Origin of the sequence: Methylobacterium gregans (assembly GCF_022179245.1) — a bacterium.
Classification (GTDB): domain Bacteria; phylum Pseudomonadota; class Alphaproteobacteria; order Rhizobiales; family Beijerinckiaceae; genus Methylobacterium; species Methylobacterium gregans.
The window spans coordinates 1-16,724 of sequence record NZ_BPQM01000026.1; the positions used below are offsets into that span (position 1 = coordinate 1).

Consider the following 16,724-nt stretch of genomic DNA (forward strand, 5'->3'; position numbering starts at 1 on the left):
GTGACCCGCAGGGTCAGGTTGCCCTCCCCGTTCATCGCGTCGCGGGCATTGACCGCCATGTTGACCAGCGCGGTCTCGAACTGGCTGGCATCGGCGCGCACGAAGCAGGGTGTGTCGGGCAAGTCCGCGCTGACGCGGATGCGCGCGCCCATGATCTGGTCGAGCATGTCGGCGATCGCCTGCAGACGGGCACCGGCATCGAAGATCTCGGGTTTGAGCGCCTGGCGCCGGGCGAAGGCGAGGAGCTGGCCGGTGAGCTTGGCGGCGCGATCGACCGTGTCGGAGACCGCGTCGAGGTAGCGGGCCTTGCGCGCCTCGGGCAGATCGGGCCGGCGCAGGAACTCGACCGAGGAGCGGATGATGGTCAAGAGGTTGTTGAAGTCGTGCGCTACCCCACCCGTCAGCTGGCCCACAGCCTCCATCTTCTGAGACTGACGAAGAGCCTCCTCAGCCTGACGGAGCTCGGTGAGGTCGCGGCCGAAGCCGTAGAGCACGCCGTCGTCCGGCACGATGGTCCAGAGCACTCGGCGTGGCCCGCCGTCGGCGACGAGGCTCGACAGCTCGATGTCCTCGATCATTCGGCCCTCGCCGAGCCGTTGCAGGGCTGTCTCGGCGGCCGCCCGATCCTCTGCCCCCACGAAATCGAGGACGCTGCGACCGCACACCTCCCCTTCGCCCCAGCCGGTCGCGCGGCTCCAGGCTGGGTTCACGGTGCGGATCCGGCCCTCCCGGTCCGCTACGACCTTCAGCACCGGCGACAGAGTCCAGATCCGGTCGCGCTCGCGCACCTGCGCCTCGACCTGCGCCTCGAGCTGTTCCGTCCGGGACTGAAGTCGGGTCTCGGCGCGCTTTGCGTCGGTGACGTCGTGTACGAAGACGTAGAGGCCGTCCGGCTCGTCGCCCTCCGCGGCCCGGCGCGGCATGTAGCGGATGTCGGCGATGCGCACCCGCCCGTCCGGCCAGCGCCACTCGCGCTCAATCCGGACCTCCTCGCCCGCGAGCGCGCGCATCAGCGCCTCGCGTCGCACCGCGAATTCGGCGGGACCCAGCACCTCGGCGATGCTGCGCCCGACCACGGTCTCCGGCGCCTGCCCGAGCCAGAGGCGGTAGGCGGCGTTCGCGAAGCGGTAGACGAGGCCGCGGTCCACGAAGGCGATGAGGACCGGCATGGCGTCGGCGACGAGGCGCAGCTCCGCCTCACTCGCCCGCAGGGTCGTCTCGATCCGGCGGCGCTCGGTGATGTCGTTGAACAGGATCGCGACGTGGTTCAGCGCCGGCTCGTCCACCCGGTAGGCGTAGACATCGTACCAGCGGCCGAGCGCGTTCGCGGCCTTCTCGAAGCGGGTCGGCTGACCTGTGCGCGCGACCTCGCCGTAGGTATCGAACCAGTGCTGCTCGTGGTCCGGGGCGAGTTCGCGCATCCAACGCCCGGCAGCGTCGGGTAGCCCCGTCTGATCGGCGAACGCCCGGTTGATTTCAAGGAAGCGGTAATCGACGGCGCGTCCAGCCGCGTCGAAGCGCATCTCGACGAGGCAGAAGCCCGCGTCGATGGACTGGAAGAGCGAGCGGTAATGCTCCTCCCGGCGCCGTAGGGCGGCCGCGCTGCGCCGGGTCTCCAGTTGCGCCATCACGGTGCGGGCGAGCGCCTTCAGGATGAAGAGCTGCGGCTCGGTGAGCGTGCGCGGCTCACGGTCGAGGACGCAGAGCGTGCCGATCGCGTAGCCCTCCGGCGTGATGAGCGGCACACCGGCGTAGAAGCGCATGTGCGGCTCGCCCACGACCAGGGGATCGGCCGCGCACTCTGGATCCGCCGCGAGGTCCTTCAGGATCAGGACATCGTCCTCGCCAAGCGCCTGCGTGCAGAAACCGAGATGCAGCGGCATCTCACGCGCCGCGTGGCCCACCGCCGCCTTGATCCACTGCCGGTCGGCGTCGATGAAGTTGATGTGGGCCATCGGCGCGCTACAGGCCTGCGCCGCCATCTGCGCGATGTCGTCGAAGGTCGCCTCGGGCGGCGTGTCGAGGATCGCGTAGGACTGCAGGGCCGCGAGGCGGCCGAGATCACGCAAATCGAAGGCCGGCGGGCAGTCACCGGCTCCCATGGGGCCGCCTGTCATCGCCGCCGCCGTGCTCCTCCGATCTCACCGACCTGCAGCAATCGAGCACATCGGGGATTCATCCGGTGCGGCCTGAACGGGATCGGGATGGCATATCCTGCTGGCTGGGCGGGCATGGTCCTGCCGTAGCATGCGCAATCGCAGGTGTCCCCGAGGAAACGCCGAACACGCGAAGAGGAGTACTACTTCTGCGCCCTCGCGCCGCGGCCTCGACCGGCTATGGTGGGGGCGCCTAGAGAAGGAACTTCAGCCCGCCCCGGCCTCCCAGCCGCGGCGGGCATTCTTTTGTGCGCATCACCGCGCCGCCCGGGCGTGAACCACCGAGGTGGCATCATCAGTGCTTCATCAGCCCCTCGACGCTCTCGAGGGGCGAGATCTTGCCAGCGAAGCGCGCGATGCGGCTCAGGCTCGGTTCGGAGAGGCCGCCGGCATTCGCGAAGGTGGCGAGCGCGAAGCTGACTAGAAGCTCGGCCTCGTCCTGCGTCATCGCACGTCCGCTCAGGGTGCTGGCCGCACCCTTCACGGCAAGGACTGCCTGACGAAAGGCCGGATCACCCTTGAGTTCCTCCAGACGTTTCATCGCTTCCTCACCGGTCCGTCGCCGCCGCGCCGCCGTCTCTCACAGGATGTATGAAGAATCAGGGGCAAGAGTATCCCCCCGCGCGCCCGGCGCCCCACTCAGCCGAGGAACAGCGCGCTCGCCCGCTGCGGGGCTTCCGTATGACCGATGCGGGTCGCCCGAAGATAGGCTGCGCGCTCCATCAAACGCTCGGCGTCGCAGTTGCCCGGACGAACCGCGCACAGGCTGCGGGCGGCATCCTCCAAAGCCTCCGGCTCGAGGCCGAACCACGGCAGCAGGTCGGCGTCCGGATTGGACGAGCACCAGGGAGCATGGGCGTGGGCTTGCATGGAGACCGCTCGTGGACAGCACGACCCCACTTCCGGGGGGCGCACCGCGCCTTCTGCAGCCCCGCAACTGAGCGCCGGCTGAACGGCGGCATCTGGCGGAGGACGGGTTCAGGCCTGCTTCATCCCGGCATCGGCAGGTTGGCGTTGCGTTCCGGACGCTGCGACCTGCCGCGCCCGAGCGGGATGAACCGGCACGGTCTTCTCCCGTTGGTGAGCCGGACATTCAAGGAGGATTGATGCGCAACGATGCCGAGCCCCCGGGATGGTCCCCGGATCTGCTGAGCGCCCAGGTGCTGCGTGTCCAGGAGGCCGCCCTGGGTCTTGCCGATGAACTGGTGCTCCTCACGCTCGGCGCGCATATGGCGTGGCTCGATCTCTGGGCGCGCCCGTTCCTGCAGGCGAGCGCCGAGATGCAGGCTTGGCAGGAGCGGCAGGCCCGAACCGCGCGGCTGATGCGCCGAGGCATACCCGGGCCGGTGGCGCGGGAAGGTCTCCACCTGCTGCCGAACTGACGCGGCTCTCAACACCTCGGCCGCGTCGGCATGCGCGATGGGAGCGCGCCTGGGGATCGGACGTTTGTCAAAGGTGCACGACGAGCCGGAACCTGCAGGGCGACCATGACGAAACTCTTCATCGCGCGGCTCACCGGAGCGGGCGGCGAGCGGCCTCTCATCACGGTCCGAGCCGCGGCAGAGGGCGAGGCCCGCCTCTTTCTGGAAGCGGCCTATCCGGAGGATACGGTCGCGGAGATCGCCGAACCCGGCGCCTGGGTCAGCGACGCCGACACGGGTACGAAGCCCGGCGACGTTCGCGAACATCCCGGTGCGATCTGGCAGGCACCGTCCAGCCGTGCCGACTGAAACCGGTCGCTGGTGCTGGAGCCTCCGCCAAGTCGGACATGGTCGCAGACTGCGGAGGGCGAAGCCCCATGCCGCCACGGTTTGGTGCGGACCAGCGCGACGATGACGCGTGTATTCGTTTATACACGCGCTCTGTCGCGTGATTTCTACAGACTTAACTCCAATGCGTCGACGACGATCCAACTTTAGCGCCGGAGGTGCCGTCTGGCAGGCCTGGACTTGCCTTCGAAATCTCTTAGACTGCTGGCATCAAGTCCGGCGAGCGGTCGCCGTGTGCTCCCTGTCCGGTGCAGTGCCCCCGAAGGGCCGGCTGGGGCGCACCAGGGTCGGATTGCGGGGCATCGGTAGAGATGCCGCCACATTTCGTCTTTAGCAGCGCCTCCGCTCAGGCCCTTCGTTCGGGGCCCGGCGCCTGGCCGACCACCTCGGCAGGTTCGATCTTCACTTCAAGCCCGCCCGGTCCTTTGCCGCGGCGGGCTTCTTTCGGCCTGAGGGCAACGGCGCCGGCCGCAGGCATCACTCCTGCCGGTCGAGGTCGGTGAACTCCTCCGTGCCAGAGCCGGTCGCTGGCGCTTCGGAGAGAAGGCGCGGGCGTTGCGCCCGCCACTCCGCGAGCTGGTGCAGTGGCAGCCGCGCCTCGACCACACGGTCCTCGTCCAGCAGGCCCTGCACAACCTCCGTGGTCGCGTCTGGAAACCGCGACCGGATTGCTGCCTCGACCATTTCGACCTGCCGATCGCGCTCCTCGGTCGTCTCAACAATGACGTGCTTCACGATGCGGATCATGCCGCCCTTTATCACGGCGACGGTTCGAATGTCGCGTGACCGCGCTATGGTCCTAGACGTCGCCCGGACGGTATCGGCGGCCCGCGACACGCCGCACCGCACCATGCGCAAACCGCATGGCCACCCTATGGAATGTGGCATGCCAAAAATTTAGGCGCAGTGCGAAATACCATCCATCGCATCGCATCAAACAGCTTCGCGCCATGACCCTTTTCGCTGCCCTCGCGCTTCTTCCGGTCGCCGCTGGCGTCCATATCTCTCTGGTAATCGCCCTAGCGCGATACACGGACGGCGACCGCCCTGCCGAAGGCTTCTCGGGGCCCGTTCCGACCCTGGCCTGATCCACTGTCGGGCTACCCCGCGACCAAGTTGAGACGCCCGCCCGGTTCACCGCGGCGGGCCGTTTTCATTCAGCGTGATCAGCGCTGGAGCAACCCGCATCGCGATCTGTTCGCCTGTCGGCGCGGAAATCGCTGGATATGGAAGGACACGAACCGCGCCCGGACGGGACAGTAGCGGAGAACGAGGTGACTGAGGAGGGTGGGCGCGCGTAGCTCGCGTCGTTCCCCCGTGCTGAGCCATGCTGCGAAGCACGCTCACTCAACGGCCCTTCCGGTCAAAGGCTTGAATGGTCGGAGCGAGAGGATTCGAACCTCCGACCCCTAGTCCCCCAGACCCCGATGCCATGTCTGTTACGCCTTCTCTGACAGTCACTTAGCTCTATACACCTTCGAACGTGGGTGGAAAACGTGGGTGTCGCGTGCGACGTGGGCATTCTCCATCGCCTCGACGCCGGCGCGGATGTCCTCGACCAGCACGTGGGCATAGCGCATCGTCGTCTCGATGCGGGCGTGGCCGAGCTGCTTCTGCGCGAGCTTAAGGTTGCCGGTTGTGCGCACGAGGCGCGTGCCCAGCGTGTGGCGCGTGTCGTGGCGACGGAAGCCCTCAGCGATGCCGGCGTTGCGCACGTAGCGCCGCCAGTGCGTCTTGAAACCGCTGTCGGTGATCGCCCGGCGCGGGACCTCGCGCGGTTTGCCGTCCGCCGTCTTGCCCGGCCGGGCGGGCGCGTAAGTGAAGACGTGGGTCGGATGATGCCCCTGACACTCGTCGAGGATCGCGAGCTGGCGAGCCGTCAGCGGCATCGTGTAGAATCGGGCTTGGCCCTCCTTGCCCTTGTTTCTCACCCGCACGAGCATGCTGTGCCGGTCGATCTGCGACCAGGTCAGCAGCGCGCCCGACGCCCTGCAGCCGGTCGCTATCATGAAGCGGAACAGCCGCCCATAGTCCGGCCCGAGCGCCTTGATGATCGCCGTCTCCTCGACGAGCGCGGCCTCGCGCACCCGCTCTTCCGGCTCGCGCAGGCGGTAGTTCCCCCACTTGGGCGACATGACCGGGTAACCCCAGACGTCGCGGGCCCGCAGGAAGATTTTGCGCAGGGGGTCGACGGCGTAGCGGTTGACGGTCGCGTTCTGGACGTTGTCCGAAGCGATCTCCCGCAGGCGGTGCGTTGCTTTGTCGCGCACCACGCGGATGCCACGGCGGCGGGCCACCATCTCGGCTATGCGCTGGCCGGTGATCTCGGTGATCAGCGTCTCCTCACCAAAGTGTTCGGTCAGCCATTCGAGCGCCCGCCACGTCGTTTTGGGCACTGCGTGATACTGGCCGACCTGCTCCCAGTAGAGCACGACGAGCGCGCCCATCGTGGGCGCCGCCTTGCCACCCCAGTTCGCCCGCGCCTTCGCCTCGGCCGCGCGTTGCGCCTGGATCTCCGCCTTCAGCCTCTTTTCGGAGAGCTGGGCGGCGCGCCGCTCAGTTTGGCCCGTAGCGAGGCGAAACCGATCACCGTCGATGTGGAACTCGCACCAGTAGGCCGACGCGTCGGGACGCTTATAGACGGACATTCTTGGCGCCTCTGGCCCTCGAGGTATTCCATGAGGTCGGTTAGCAGGAACCGGCGCAGCTTCCGCTTTGTACCGGTGCCGCGCAGAACGTACTTGATTCGGCCCTCTCCCACCTCCCGGCGGAGCGTCTTCGGATCCATCTCCAAGGCGTCGGCCGTCTCGGCGAGCGTCAGGCTCGTCCGGTCGGTGAAGGCCCGCGCGATCCGGTCGGGTACGTTCGCGAGCGCGCTCATGCCGTCTCCGCAGTGCTGAGTGGATCGGTCATCACAGACGCATCAGCGCCAGAACGAAGAGGATCAGGGAGCCGACGAGGAGGCAGCCGATCGCGGCGATGGCCGGCGCGGGCACGGCGAGCCCAGCCGCGTCGGCGCGGTAGGCTCGCTCGGTGAAGAGGGCCGCAAGGCCCATTAGGAAGACGGCGCCGGCCATCGCCCTACTCCGCGGCTTGCAGAACGGGCTCGGCCGCGGCCTTGCGCCGGGTCGTCTTCTTGGCCTTCGGCTTAGCGGCGCCGGGACCATCGTAGTGGACGGTGCGTAGCTCGGGCGGCAGCCAGCCGTGCTTCTTGGCCTCGATCGCGGCCAGCCCGGCGATGTCGCCCTTCTTCGGCGAGATGCAGGTGTTCCGGCCGTGGATCTCCACCAGCGCGGCGATCGCGTGCGCCTTGGTGGCGGCCGTGAAGTACGCCTCGGCGTCGAACTGGCAGGCGAGCTGCTGGCGCATCTCGTCGGCGTCGATGCTCCCGACGATCGCGTCGATCGCCCGCATGTCGACGCCCTTCGCGCTGGCCGTGTTGCCGCCGCGCGCCGAGACCGAGGCGTCGATCGCCGCGCCGGCGACGGCCGCGAGCACGTCCAGCCGGTGCGGCGTCGGCATGGCGGACAGCGTCTGGAGGACGTCGCCGAACTTCCCCATGCGGAGGTCTCCGATTCGCTCCTCGAGAGGGCCGGCGCCGCGGCCGTTGTGCCGCACGATGCAGGGCGACCCGAGCGTCGTCAGGAACGAGGCGAGGACCACGGACAAGGCCAGGTCACGATCCGTGGCCAGGCCGGCGGCGATCGCGTTGGACAGCTGCTCGGACAGGCCCTGCGCGAGCGCCGCGCTGATCGGCTTCGGCCCAGCCTCAACCTCTTCGGCCGCTGCCGAGGTGGCCGCCGGTGCGGCACCCGGCGCGACGACGCCGCGCGTGATGCCCACGTCACCGTCGTAGCCGATATTGATGATGGCGCCGGCGCGGGACCGCTCCTCCGGCGTGAACGCCCGGGCCTCGACCTCGGACTCGATCGTGCGAGCCCGCTGGTTCAGCCGGGTGTACTCGGCGCCATGGCAGTCCTGCTCTTCCTGGCGCTCCTGGATGCGCGCCAGCTCGGTCTCCTCCTCCTTTGTGAATTGAAGGTCAGCCGGCTGCAGGCGCTCCCACCGGTAGTGGTCCTGGGCCAGGTCATCCCTCAGCGAAACCCACGACCAGCCCTCGGCGCGCAGTTGCTCGGCGATCGTCTCGATCTTCTGCTGGACGAGGCGATGCAGGATGTCCGGCCGCGTGAGGTCCTGGCGGTCGCTGAACAGGTCAGCCCGCACGGTCCCGCCGGCGGCCGTGTAGGTGTCGAGGCCGACGAACTTCACGAAGCGGCTGTCCGCCCGCTCGACGTTCTGACTGAACGCAGCCTGGATATGGTAGCTCTGGAGCTGATCCCCCTGCTGCAGCTTCTCGAAGACCTCGCGCTGGTGGTCCATGTTCCGGGCCAGGGTGAAGGCCTGGGCGGATTCGGCGCGGATCTCTCCGGACCGCCACGCCGCCAGGATCTCCGGAGCGAGGCGACCGAGCGCGAGGCGCTGACGCACCTCCTTCCGCTCGATGCCGAATCGAGTGGCGATCGCCTCCTCGCCGATCGCGTTAGGGCCGGTGCCGAGCCGGGCGAAGACCTCGAACTGGTCGACGGGATGAAGTGGCAGGCGGGCGAGGTTCTCGGCGAGCGAGATCTCGAGCGCCTCGCCGTCCTGCAGGTCGCGCACTACGACGCTGACCCGAGGATCGGCATCGGCGAGCTTGCCCGCCTCGACGAGCTGGCGCAGCGCCGCGAGCCGGCGGTTGCCCGCCACGACCGTGAAGCTCGCACCGGCGTCAGGCCGGACCATCAGCGGCTGGATTAGCCCGTGCGCGAGGATGGAGGCCGCGAGCTCGTCGAGGCCCTGGTCGCGGTCCACGACGCGGGCGTTGACGCCGACTGCGTCGTCCGTGTGCCCGAACTGCAGGCTGGACAGCGGCACCGTGCTGGTACCGGCCTGCGGGAATTTCTGCGGCTTGGCCTTAGCGGCGCGCGTTCCGGTTCGCTCGGTCATCGTCACAGCACCTTCCTGTCAGCGGTCGCGGGACATGCGACCTCGGCCTTGGATGAGATTCCCGGCGGGCGAGCCGGCCGGTTGTCGTTGGCGTGGCGGCGCGCGGAGGTGCGCCGGAGCTGCTCGTCGAGGATCGGGATCAGGATGATCGCGACCACGATTGAGAGGATGAGGAGCGCCATGGCGACGCCGATCAGGGTCTCGCGGCCGGTCATGCCTCCGTTCCCGCGCCGCTTCGGGCTGGTGCACGGATCCGGCGATGCCGCTGCGCCCACTGGCGGACGTCGTCGAAGGTGACGCCGCGCAGCGCCTTCCAGGCGGCGCGGCACTGCTCGAGGTCGAAGCGTACGACCTCGCAGGCCTCCGGCTCGATGCTCATCCGGTCGGCCAGGAACCCGGTCAGGCGGTCAATCGCGAGCGGCTGCAGGTTCTCCTGGCCGCCGGTCGCCTCGTGGATCAGCGGGTAGATCATCCGCTCTGCGAGCAACTCGCGCGCGTTGCGGGTCTCCAGTCCGGCCGGCGCCGCTGCCGGCACGCCTACGCTCGGCGCGTGGTGAGCCCAGGCAGCCGGACATACTGGGCAGCCCCACACGCGGACGTCGGCGATCTCAGGGTCGCGAGGGTCTACGTCGCGACCGTCCACGAGGCGGCATTCTGTGCCGCAGTCGGCGCAGAACACGTCCGTCACACCCGGATCTCCTCGCAGCGGAAGCGCGGGCGGGCGGCGACGGGCAGGCGCTCGGCGCCGTCCTCTTCGCCGTCATCGTTCGCGGGGCGCGAGGGCCAGGCCGGCGCGGCGGCCGGCCAGCAGTCCGGATCCTCGCAGGCGCACCCGCAGGCGTTGAAGCGTGGCGCGCCGCAGCAGTGAAACGAGCAGGCCAGGCACATCTCAGGCGGCCTCGCTGTTCGGCGGGGCGAAGCCCGGGAAGCCGTCGTCGGTGAGTAGGCTGTCGAGTTCGGCCTGAATCGGGACGAGAGCCTCGACCTGCGCCGGCTTCAGGCGCTGGTGCCAAGCCTCGAACGCCTCCCGCCCGGATCGGGCTTTCATCCTCGCGGCGTTGAGGAGGTCCTGCAGAGTGGCCTTACCCTTCGGCTTACCCTCGTTACCGCCGCAGGACCAGCGCGCGAGGGCAGCACCGTGCTCCTCTCCAATGCGGTCGCCGTGTCGGAAGATCTCCTGGTGCGCCCCCTCCATCTTGAAGGACTTCGGGTCGGAAAGGTCGATGTAGCCCTTCCGTTCGGTCTCCAGCCGGAACGAGACCGTGACCTCGAACGGAAACATCTTGTTCGTGATGGACTTGAAGAGCTTCGTGTTCGGCGGGACGAAGGTCTCCTCGCCTCGGATCGAGAACACGATCGGGATGCGCCGCTGCAGCAGCGAGTAGACCATGGCCTTGTGGGCCATCTTTGGCTTGATCCAGGACTGGCCCTTTGTTCGGTCCGCTCCGCCGAGCTTGCTGTGCTCCTCGGCCTGCCAGTCGAGCACGCCGCCGACGCCGACCCACTCCATGCTGAAGCTGTCGATCACCAGGGCGTCGTAGCCGGCCTTCTCGGCCGCGAGCGCCGCCTCGCCGAATCGCTCGGGCCGGAACGGCGCCTCCATGATGTTGGCGTCGAAGGCGAAGGCCTCCTTCAGGTGAAGGGTGCGGCCGCCCTCGGTGTCGAGGACGGCGACCTTGCCCTGAGGGCCGGCGATTCCCCGGGCGAGCCGGAGCGCGGAGAAGGTCTTGCCGCTGTTCGTCCCGCCGGTGAGCGACACGAAGAGTCCGGCCCGCTCAGTGAACGAAGCGGCAGGGGCGAAGGTGAAGCTCACGCCGCGTTCTCCCAGTCGAGGGGACGGTGCGGGCTGCGCGCGATGTCGTAGGCGACGCCGGCGAGCTGCGGGTCGAGCTCCTCGCGTTCGCTCCAGCGGCGAGCGGCGTACTCGGGGAAGTCGACGCGCACGATCTGCGCCGGATACCCGGGCCAGTCCTGGGCGCGCAGGCAGCGGTTCCAGAGGTGGATCGCAGCGTCGACCTTCCGGCTGCCGATGCCCATGCCGACGTTGTCGGCCTCCGCCACGCTGAGCGCGTGCGGGAAAGCGTTCTCGACGAAGACCCAGCGGAAGCTGATCCGCCCAGCGAGCCGCGGCAGCAGGGTCTCCAGTACGCGCACGTAGAGCGCGGCCTGGACCTCCATGCCCATGTTCTCGATGCGGCGGCCGAGGCCCTGCGGCGCGGCCGAGCTGTCGCCGGTCTTGAGGTCCCAGATCACCGCGTGGGTGTCGTGGATCTCGACGCGGTCCATCATCACCCGGAGCCACGCCCCGGAGCGGTCCCGGACGACGGCCACCACCTCGGACGGCGCCCCGCCGAAGCCCGCGCATTCGGGGATCGCGGCGAGCCGCTCCACGACCTGGTCGGCCATGGCGTCGGCCCGCTCGGCGTCCGGCTTCAGGATCGGGCAGTGGCCCTCAGCGTAGGCCCGGGCCCGCTCCGCCTTGGCGGCGGCCGTGCGATAGTCGTCGGCGTAGATTACCACGATGTCGGTGCCGCGCCCCAAGATCAGCTTGTGGGCGGCCGTGCCGATCTCCTTGGGGCGGCTCGGGTCGTCCTGGCGCTCGATCGTGCAGCCGAGGCGCGGGTGCGCGATCCAGGCGTGCTGCGGGCTCTGCTCGACGAGCGTGCGCGCGATCGACGACGACAGGCTCGGCTCTGGCGCGCAGTCGGCATGGTAGACGCTGGCCGGCATCTGAAAGAGGCCGGGACCGCGCACGAAGCCGGCGAGGTGGGGCGTGATCTTCATGGTGGTCACTCCGCAACGATGGCTGAGCGGTCGCGCGAGGCGCCGCGGACCTGGGCGAGATCGTGGATCGCCTGTGCGACCCCGACGCCGAGGACGAGGGCGGCGGGCACCAGCGCCGCCATGACCCAGGGGCTCGTGACGCCGGCCCAGATCAGGCCCGCGATCGCGAGGAAGAGGGCGCCGAGCCTGATGGCGGGCGGGAAGACCTGCGCTGGCGGCTGGGGTGGGGGGCCGCCTTCCGAATCCGGCCGCGGGTCCGGATCGATCCCGGCCCGGTCGTAGGCCTGCTGCGCCTCCTGCAGCGCGGCGTCGGTGGCGGGCGGAAACGTCATGGCCTTCCCCTCTGCGACTGCGATGCGGTGGGCCGCGAGCAGGGCGCGCTCCTCGGCGGTGCGGGCGACGTGTGTGGCGCCGTCGAGGGCGTCCGGCGCGAGCTGGAGGAAGCCGGTCAGCGTCTCGAGGTGGTCGGACGGGATCCGCTCGCGCCCGCTCTCCCAAGCCTGGACGGTGCGGAGCGAGACCGCGGCGTGAGCGGCGACCTCACGCTGGGCGATCCCGCGCCGGGCACGCGCGGTGCGCAGCGCCGTGCCGACGGCGGCGATCGCCGGATCGGGCGAGCGCGGGCGGGAAGGGCAGGTCTCGCGCAGGAACGCGGTGTCGGACGTGCGAGCGGGTCTCACGCGGCCCTCCGGGTGCTGACGGGGGTGGGGCGGCGAAGGGCGCGCACGGCCCGGATAGCGAGGTCGTAGCCCTCGTCCCGGGCGGCCGCCCGCTCGTCGCGGGGATCGTAGGCGCCACCCTGCGCGTCGATCGCGCGCTCGGCGGCCTCGAGCGCGGCGTTCCACGTCGCCGCGTCCATGGCCTCGCCGAAGCGGACCTGCGTCGTAGCGGCGATGCTGTTCGGCACTGGGACCGGCACCATCTCGTCCAGCGCGATGGCGATGCCGGCGAGGACATGGGAGAGCGGCCGGTTCATCGGACGCGCCCTGCGAGGAGCTGCGCGATCTCCTCGGCCTTCGTCGCGAACTCGCGAGCGTAGCGGGCCGCGTGCTCGGGCGAGCCCGCCGCGGCCGGGTTGGTCACCGAGCGTTGGAGTCGGATGAGCAGCCCGGAAGCCTGCGAGAGCTTGGCGTGCACCGCGGGCTGGGCGGCGCGGGGGAGATGGGCCGCCATCAATGACGCACCTCCGCACCAACGCCGCGGCGGCGGTCGACGATGCCCTGGACGGCGCCGAGCACGGCGCGCTCGATCTCCGCCGATTCCTCGGTGGTCAGTTCAGGCTCGTCGCCGAAGAACCAGCTGATCTGCTTCCCGACGAGGTCGGCGATGACCGGCAGCGACGTCGCGCTGAGCCGGTTCGTGCCCTTCTCGTACTTCTGCAGCTGGGCGGCCGAGACGCCGATCGCGGCGGCAACGGTGCGCTGGGTGAGGCCGGCGGCGCGGCGGGCCTCGGTGAGCCGGGCGCCCATGCGGACGTCGGCATCAGTGGACTTGAGGCCGGCCATGATCAGCGGCCCCAGCCGAAGCGCGCCTGACCGGCACACCAAGGCAAGCCGCCGATGGTCAGCGGGGCGACAAGGGTGAAAGCTTCCAGAAGAGGCATGAGCGGCTCCATCGCAGGTGGCGATGGAGCAATTTAGCCAAATGGCAAAAACGACGTCAAGAGCTTTTTGCCATATGGCAAGATCGGTGTCGTGCCTACGCCGCCGCCGGGACGGTCTCCTCCTGCTTCACGCTGACAAGCGTGGCGACTGGTGTCTCGCACTGGGAGCAGCTGAAGTTCTGCCGCTGCAGCCAGGCGCTCTCCAGCAGTTCCTCGACGGTGCAGGGAGCATCCTCGAGATCGGGAGACTCGATCGTACGGAGTGTCGTGTGGTGGCAGTTGTGACAGCGCAACCGCATTGTGAACCGGGCACGTACGGTCGAAACCTCAGCGAACATCCAGGCGCTCCTCCGTCTTAGATGTTCCTATAATGTTCTAGTACGTACTCGCCCGTCGAGGGGTGCGTTGAGGTTGTTATGGCAGCCTGTGGATGACTGGGGATGGCTACCAAATCGCGTGCTACGGCTTGGCCTTACCGAGCCGCCGGACCTTCAGGGACACATCGCGTACGAGGCCGATTACCGAGAGGGAGTTCCACTGATCGGCAGCCGGATCGTTCACCACCTTGATCGGCTTGTGCGTCTTGTTCGCGGACCGCGGGCAGAACCACACCTCGTCATCGTGCAGCTCGATCTCCTTCACGGACCACTCCCTGAGATGGCCGCCCTCACGCAACCGCTCGATGACGACGATCAGCCCCTCCATGAAGGGGAGGCCGGTCTGTTCGAAGTCGACGCACACGACCCGGGCGCCATCCGGTATCGCCGGATCGGCAGCGTTCATGCTGTCGCCTTCCACCAGCAGTGAAAAGCGCCGCGCTTTCGGAAACTCCTCATCCTCAGGTTCAAACACGTACTCCGGCTCCGCATCCGCGAACTCTACAACCTCGCGGAACACGCCAGCTGCGGTGCGGCCAATGATCGGCACCGGCAGTAGCCCGCGGCGTGGGCCAGGCTGACGCTGTTCGGATGCGGGGGCTTCATCGCCCGTCAGGTCCTCGACACGACACTCGAGCGCGCGGGCCAGGTTCTGCAGATCGATGAGGCGCGGCTGCCGCTCACCTGTCTCGAATCGCTGGATCTGAGACGTTGATAGCTCGACGAGGTTCGCCAGCTTCTCAAGGGAGAGCTTGAGCTCCTTCCGACGTCGTTTCAGCTCGGGCATCGCCATACGGCGAAGTTGCTGGGAAGGCCTCGCACGGACCAGAGCCATTTGGCAAACCCTGCTTGACATTTCTTGCCATATGGCAAAATCATGAGGCATGGACCTCGCTGCCTACCTCTCCGAGCGGAAGATCAGGCCCGCGGCATTCGCGGCCGAGATCGGCGTTCCGCCATCCACGATCACGCGCATCCTCCGGGGTGAGCGCGATCCGCGCGCTGGCACGATCCGCAAGATCGTCGAGGGGACGGGGGGTGAGGTGACGGCGGCGGAGCTGATCGCAGCTCCGCTACCAGCCAACACCGATGCCGCCGACCCACAGAGGGCCGCGTGATGCGCGGCATCGTCATCGGCCTTTTCATCATGGTGCCGTTCTACGCGGCGGCCTGGGCGTACGCCTCGGGCGCCGCGTCGAGAGGCGCGCTGCCAGTGCTGCATCTCGGGGGCCAGCCGTGAGCGCCCGGCGCCATCACCGCGTGCTGCTCCGGGTTCGCTCCCGCCGCGGCGTTCAGACTTTCTGGCTGGTGGCCGCCGACGGCGTGCCCGTCCTCGTCTGGGCGCAGGCTCGATCGACCGGCGACGGCCTGCTCCTGGCCTCGTTCGGAGGCGCGTCCCGATGAGCGCGCCCACTCCCCTCTCACCGCGTGCGTCTGCCGGCTACCAGCGTCGGGCCCCTGGTCCGGTGCCGGCTTCCTCCTGTCCGGACCGTCCGATGCCGCACGACACCGCTCGACTGCGCCTTCTCGATCTTGCCGGCGCCTGCCGGCTCGCCTCGGCTGATGCTCTCCTTGCTGCCCGCGTGTTCGAGCGGGACACCGCCGATATCGGATCGGCCACCTACGTCACGCGGATCCGTGCCGACATGGCCGCGCTCGGCGTCCGTCTGGAACAGGCGGCGTACCACCTCGAGGGCGAGGCGCACGATCCCGACCTTCCGGGCTGGCTCGCGCACCGCGCGGCGGGCGGGGTGGTCCTCTGCAAGCAGGCAGACGGCGCCGGGCGTGTCGTCGTTGCCGACGAAGAGCGTCGCACCGCCCAGCCGGTGCGGCTGAAGCACCTGCTGATGAAGCTCGGCCAGCGCCTCCGGCAGGTGGCGTGAGATGTCGTCGCTCGCGATCATAGCGGTCGGTCCCGCCCCGGTTCGCGAAATCTGTACTGCGCACGTGCCGCTCATGCGGTTACTGCGCGCCGGGCCCCTGTGCATATCTGTCTCCCTCTCGCGTCGCGTGTCGCGGCCGAGCGCCGGTCCGTCGTTCGCCCCTCATCGGCGGGCCGGCGTCCAAGTTTCGCGCCTTGTGCGCGTCCCCGGGCACCTGCGGGTGCAAACGCTGGATGGCGTTTCCTCCCCGACTGCCGGCGCCCTCGCGGCGCCGGCCTTTTCTTCCCCGGATCGCACCGGTCGCAGCCTCACGGCTCCCGGATGCGAGCGCGCCGGCCGACCCGTGTCTCGGGGCCCGGCCGGCGCGTCCCTTTCCCGGCGTGATCGCCTCCGCCGCCAAGCTGTCGGCGATCGCGCTGCTGTGCCTGCGTCCCCCACCGAACTGGCTGGAGGTTGCTGAGATGACCGCTGCCTCCTTCGCTACCAGCCTCGCCTCCGGCCTCTCCTCCGATGCCCCCTCCTTGATGCTCACAGCATCGGGGAGTTCGATGGGAAAGACCGGTCAGATTCGGCGAAAGGTTTCTCAGGTCGATGGCCGAACGTTAGCGGAACACGTCTGCGCCTTCCTGCGCGAGCAGCACCCGGTGAAGACAGCCCAGAGCGTCGAGGCCGAGACCGGGATCTCCGCGCACACGGTGCGGAAGTGGCTCGACCAGGGCAACGCGCCCAGCGGCCCGGCCTACGACGCGCTGGTGCGCCGCTACGGCGCGCCCTTCCTCTGCAGCGTGCATCCCGAGACGCGCGACGCCTGGTTCGCGCACGTCGCCCGGATGCAGGAGCAGGAGCGGCTCGAGGCGAAGGCCCGGCAGATCCGCCAGCGTCTCACCGACATGCGGGAGGGGCACCTGTGATCCGCGTTCAGTTCGCCGAGCTAACCGCCAACATCCTACGCGGCCTCGCCTACGCGCTGACCTGGATCGGCGATCTCGCCAACCCTGTCCTCGCCTCGTCCCGCCTCTGGCAGCAGCGCGCCCGCGAGTGGAACCCGCGCCTCTGGGATCGCACCGGCCGCCGCGGTCCGCCCTAGCACCGAGACTGATCCCGAAACGAGAACCGCCCGGCCTGCTGGAACAGGACCGGGCGGAAGGTCGAAGTTTGTTGGAGCG

The 16,724-nt window shown here is 69.0% G+C and carries 27 protein-coding genes; 8 read left to right on the forward strand and 19 right to left on the reverse strand.

What is annotated here, in order from left to right:
- From MFF54_RS05855 to MFF54_RS05865, 3 genes are all read right to left on the reverse strand, one after another.
- Window positions 1-2,102 (reverse strand): PAS domain-containing protein (locus MFF54_RS05855; RefSeq protein WP_238301684.1); only part of this gene is annotated, 2,102 nt, incomplete at its 3' end.
- 349 nt (window positions 2,103-2,451) lie between these two features.
- The gene (locus MFF54_RS05860) at window positions 2,452-2,697 is read right to left on the reverse strand and encodes a hypothetical protein (RefSeq protein ID WP_238301685.1); all 246 of its coding nucleotides are present in this window, start codon (window positions 2,695-2,697) and stop codon (window positions 2,452-2,454) included.
- A 98-nt stretch (window positions 2,698-2,795) separates the two neighbouring features.
- On the reverse strand, window positions 2,796-3,026 hold the full coding sequence (locus MFF54_RS05865) for a hypothetical protein (RefSeq protein ID WP_238301686.1): 231 nt from the start codon (window positions 3,024-3,026) through the stop codon (window positions 2,796-2,798).
- Window positions 3,027-3,262: 236 nt separating this feature from the next.
- Here MFF54_RS05865 and MFF54_RS05870 point away from each other — a divergent pair, with 236 nt between their 5' ends.
- On the forward strand, window positions 3,263-3,538 hold the full coding sequence (locus MFF54_RS05870) for a hypothetical protein (protein ID WP_238301687.1): 276 nt from the start codon (window positions 3,263-3,265) through the stop codon (window positions 3,536-3,538).
- 105 nt (window positions 3,539-3,643) lie between these two features.
- A complete protein-coding gene (locus MFF54_RS05875) occupies window positions 3,644-3,886 on the forward strand; it encodes a hypothetical protein (RefSeq protein ID WP_238301688.1) in 243 nt (80 codons plus the stop codon).
- 516 nt (window positions 3,887-4,402) lie between these two features.
- On the opposite strand, the gene MFF54_RS05880 is transcribed toward MFF54_RS05875, so the two are convergent.
- From MFF54_RS05880 to MFF54_RS05955, 16 genes are all read right to left on the reverse strand, one after another.
- The gene (locus MFF54_RS05880; protein ID WP_238301689.1) at window positions 4,403-4,672 is read right to left on the reverse strand and encodes a hypothetical protein; all 270 of its coding nucleotides are present in this window, start codon (window positions 4,670-4,672) and stop codon (window positions 4,403-4,405) included.
- Between the two features lie 710 nt (window positions 4,673-5,382).
- A complete protein-coding gene (locus MFF54_RS05885) occupies window positions 5,383-6,372 on the reverse strand; it encodes a tyrosine-type recombinase/integrase (protein WP_238301690.1) in 990 nt (329 codons plus the stop codon).
- Window positions 6,373-6,446: 74 nt separating this feature from the next.
- A complete protein-coding gene (locus tag MFF54_RS05890; protein WP_238301691.1) occupies window positions 6,447-6,806 on the reverse strand; it encodes a helix-turn-helix domain-containing protein in 360 nt (119 codons plus the stop codon).
- A gap of 31 nt (window positions 6,807-6,837) precedes the next feature.
- Window positions 6,838-7,002: a hypothetical protein gene (locus tag MFF54_RS05895; RefSeq protein WP_238301692.1), complete on the reverse strand. Its 165-nt coding sequence runs from the start codon at window positions 7,000-7,002 to the stop codon at window positions 6,838-6,840.
- 4 nt (window positions 7,003-7,006) lie between these two features.
- Window positions 7,007-8,911, reverse strand: a complete 1,905-nt coding sequence (locus MFF54_RS05900; protein ID WP_238301693.1) for a ParB/RepB/Spo0J family partition protein — start codon at window positions 8,909-8,911, stop codon at window positions 7,007-7,009.
- Between the two features lie 2 nt (window positions 8,912-8,913).
- The gene (locus MFF54_RS05905) at window positions 8,914-9,126 is read right to left on the reverse strand and encodes a hypothetical protein (protein ID WP_238301694.1); all 213 of its coding nucleotides are present in this window, start codon (window positions 9,124-9,126) and stop codon (window positions 8,914-8,916) included.
- Window positions 9,123-9,446 (reverse strand): hypothetical protein, encoded by a 324-nt coding sequence (locus MFF54_RS05910; protein ID WP_238301695.1) that lies wholly within the window; start codon window positions 9,444-9,446, stop codon window positions 9,123-9,125. The genes MFF54_RS05905 and MFF54_RS05910 overlap by 4 nt, the downstream gene beginning before the upstream one ends.
- Before the next feature lie 149 nt (window positions 9,447-9,595).
- Window positions 9,596-9,799, reverse strand: a complete 204-nt coding sequence (locus MFF54_RS05915; protein ID WP_238301696.1) for a hypothetical protein — start codon at window positions 9,797-9,799, stop codon at window positions 9,596-9,598.
- A gap of 1 nt (window position 9,800) precedes the next feature.
- The gene (locus MFF54_RS05920; RefSeq protein ID WP_238301697.1) at window positions 9,801-10,724 is read right to left on the reverse strand and encodes an AAA family ATPase; all 924 of its coding nucleotides are present in this window, start codon (window positions 10,722-10,724) and stop codon (window positions 9,801-9,803) included.
- Complete coding sequence (locus tag MFF54_RS05925) at window positions 10,721-11,695, reverse strand: PD-(D/E)XK nuclease family protein (RefSeq protein ID WP_238301698.1); 975 nt, start codon at window positions 11,693-11,695, stop codon at window positions 10,721-10,723. Before MFF54_RS05925 ends, MFF54_RS05920 begins: the two co-directional genes overlap by 4 nt.
- Window positions 11,696-11,700: 5 nt before the next feature.
- Window positions 11,701-12,375: a helix-turn-helix domain-containing protein gene (locus MFF54_RS05930; RefSeq protein WP_238301699.1), complete on the reverse strand. Its 675-nt coding sequence runs from the start codon at window positions 12,373-12,375 to the stop codon at window positions 11,701-11,703.
- The gene (locus MFF54_RS05935) at window positions 12,372-12,671 is read right to left on the reverse strand and encodes a hypothetical protein (protein WP_238301700.1); all 300 of its coding nucleotides are present in this window, start codon (window positions 12,669-12,671) and stop codon (window positions 12,372-12,374) included. Before MFF54_RS05935 ends, MFF54_RS05930 begins: the two co-directional genes overlap by 4 nt.
- Window positions 12,668-12,868: a hypothetical protein gene (locus MFF54_RS05940; protein WP_238301701.1), complete on the reverse strand. Its 201-nt coding sequence runs from the start codon at window positions 12,866-12,868 to the stop codon at window positions 12,668-12,670. Before MFF54_RS05940 ends, MFF54_RS05935 begins: the two co-directional genes overlap by 4 nt.
- Window positions 12,868-13,200, reverse strand: coding sequence for a helix-turn-helix domain-containing protein (locus tag MFF54_RS05945; protein ID WP_238301702.1), 333 nt, complete (start codon window positions 13,198-13,200; stop codon window positions 12,868-12,870). The genes MFF54_RS05940 and MFF54_RS05945 overlap by 1 nt, the downstream gene beginning before the upstream one ends.
- 193 nt (window positions 13,201-13,393) lie before the next feature.
- Window positions 13,394-13,636, reverse strand: a complete 243-nt coding sequence (locus MFF54_RS05950; RefSeq protein WP_238301703.1) for a hypothetical protein — start codon at window positions 13,634-13,636, stop codon at window positions 13,394-13,396.
- A 121-nt stretch (window positions 13,637-13,757) separates the two neighbouring features.
- A complete protein-coding gene (locus MFF54_RS05955; protein ID WP_238301704.1) occupies window positions 13,758-14,468 on the reverse strand; it encodes a helix-turn-helix domain-containing protein in 711 nt (236 codons plus the stop codon).
- A 91-nt stretch (window positions 14,469-14,559) separates the two neighbouring features.
- Between MFF54_RS05955 and MFF54_RS05960 the strand changes: the two genes are divergently transcribed.
- From MFF54_RS05960 to MFF54_RS05980, 6 genes are all read left to right on the forward strand, one after another.
- On the forward strand, window positions 14,560-14,793 hold the full coding sequence (locus MFF54_RS05960; RefSeq protein ID WP_238301705.1) for a helix-turn-helix domain-containing protein: 234 nt from the start codon (window positions 14,560-14,562) through the stop codon (window positions 14,791-14,793).
- On the forward strand, window positions 14,793-14,915 hold the full coding sequence (locus MFF54_RS27610) for a hypothetical protein (protein WP_283206256.1): 123 nt from the start codon (window positions 14,793-14,795) through the stop codon (window positions 14,913-14,915). The genes MFF54_RS05960 and MFF54_RS27610 overlap by 1 nt, the downstream gene beginning before the upstream one ends.
- A complete protein-coding gene (locus MFF54_RS05965; RefSeq protein WP_238301706.1) occupies window positions 14,912-15,079 on the forward strand; it encodes a hypothetical protein in 168 nt (55 codons plus the stop codon). Before MFF54_RS27610 ends, MFF54_RS05965 begins: the two co-directional genes overlap by 4 nt.
- 92 nt (window positions 15,080-15,171) lie before the next feature.
- On the forward strand, window positions 15,172-15,558 hold the full coding sequence (locus MFF54_RS05970) for a hypothetical protein (protein WP_238301707.1): 387 nt from the start codon (window positions 15,172-15,174) through the stop codon (window positions 15,556-15,558).
- A 644-nt stretch (window positions 15,559-16,202) separates the two neighbouring features.
- Window positions 16,203-16,469, forward strand: coding sequence for a hypothetical protein (locus tag MFF54_RS05975; protein WP_238301708.1), 267 nt, complete (start codon window positions 16,203-16,205; stop codon window positions 16,467-16,469).
- Complete coding sequence (locus MFF54_RS05980) at window positions 16,466-16,645, forward strand: hypothetical protein (RefSeq protein ID WP_238301709.1); 180 nt, start codon at window positions 16,466-16,468, stop codon at window positions 16,643-16,645. Before MFF54_RS05975 ends, MFF54_RS05980 begins: the two co-directional genes overlap by 4 nt.
- The last annotated feature ends 79 nt before the right edge of the window (window positions 16,646-16,724 follow it).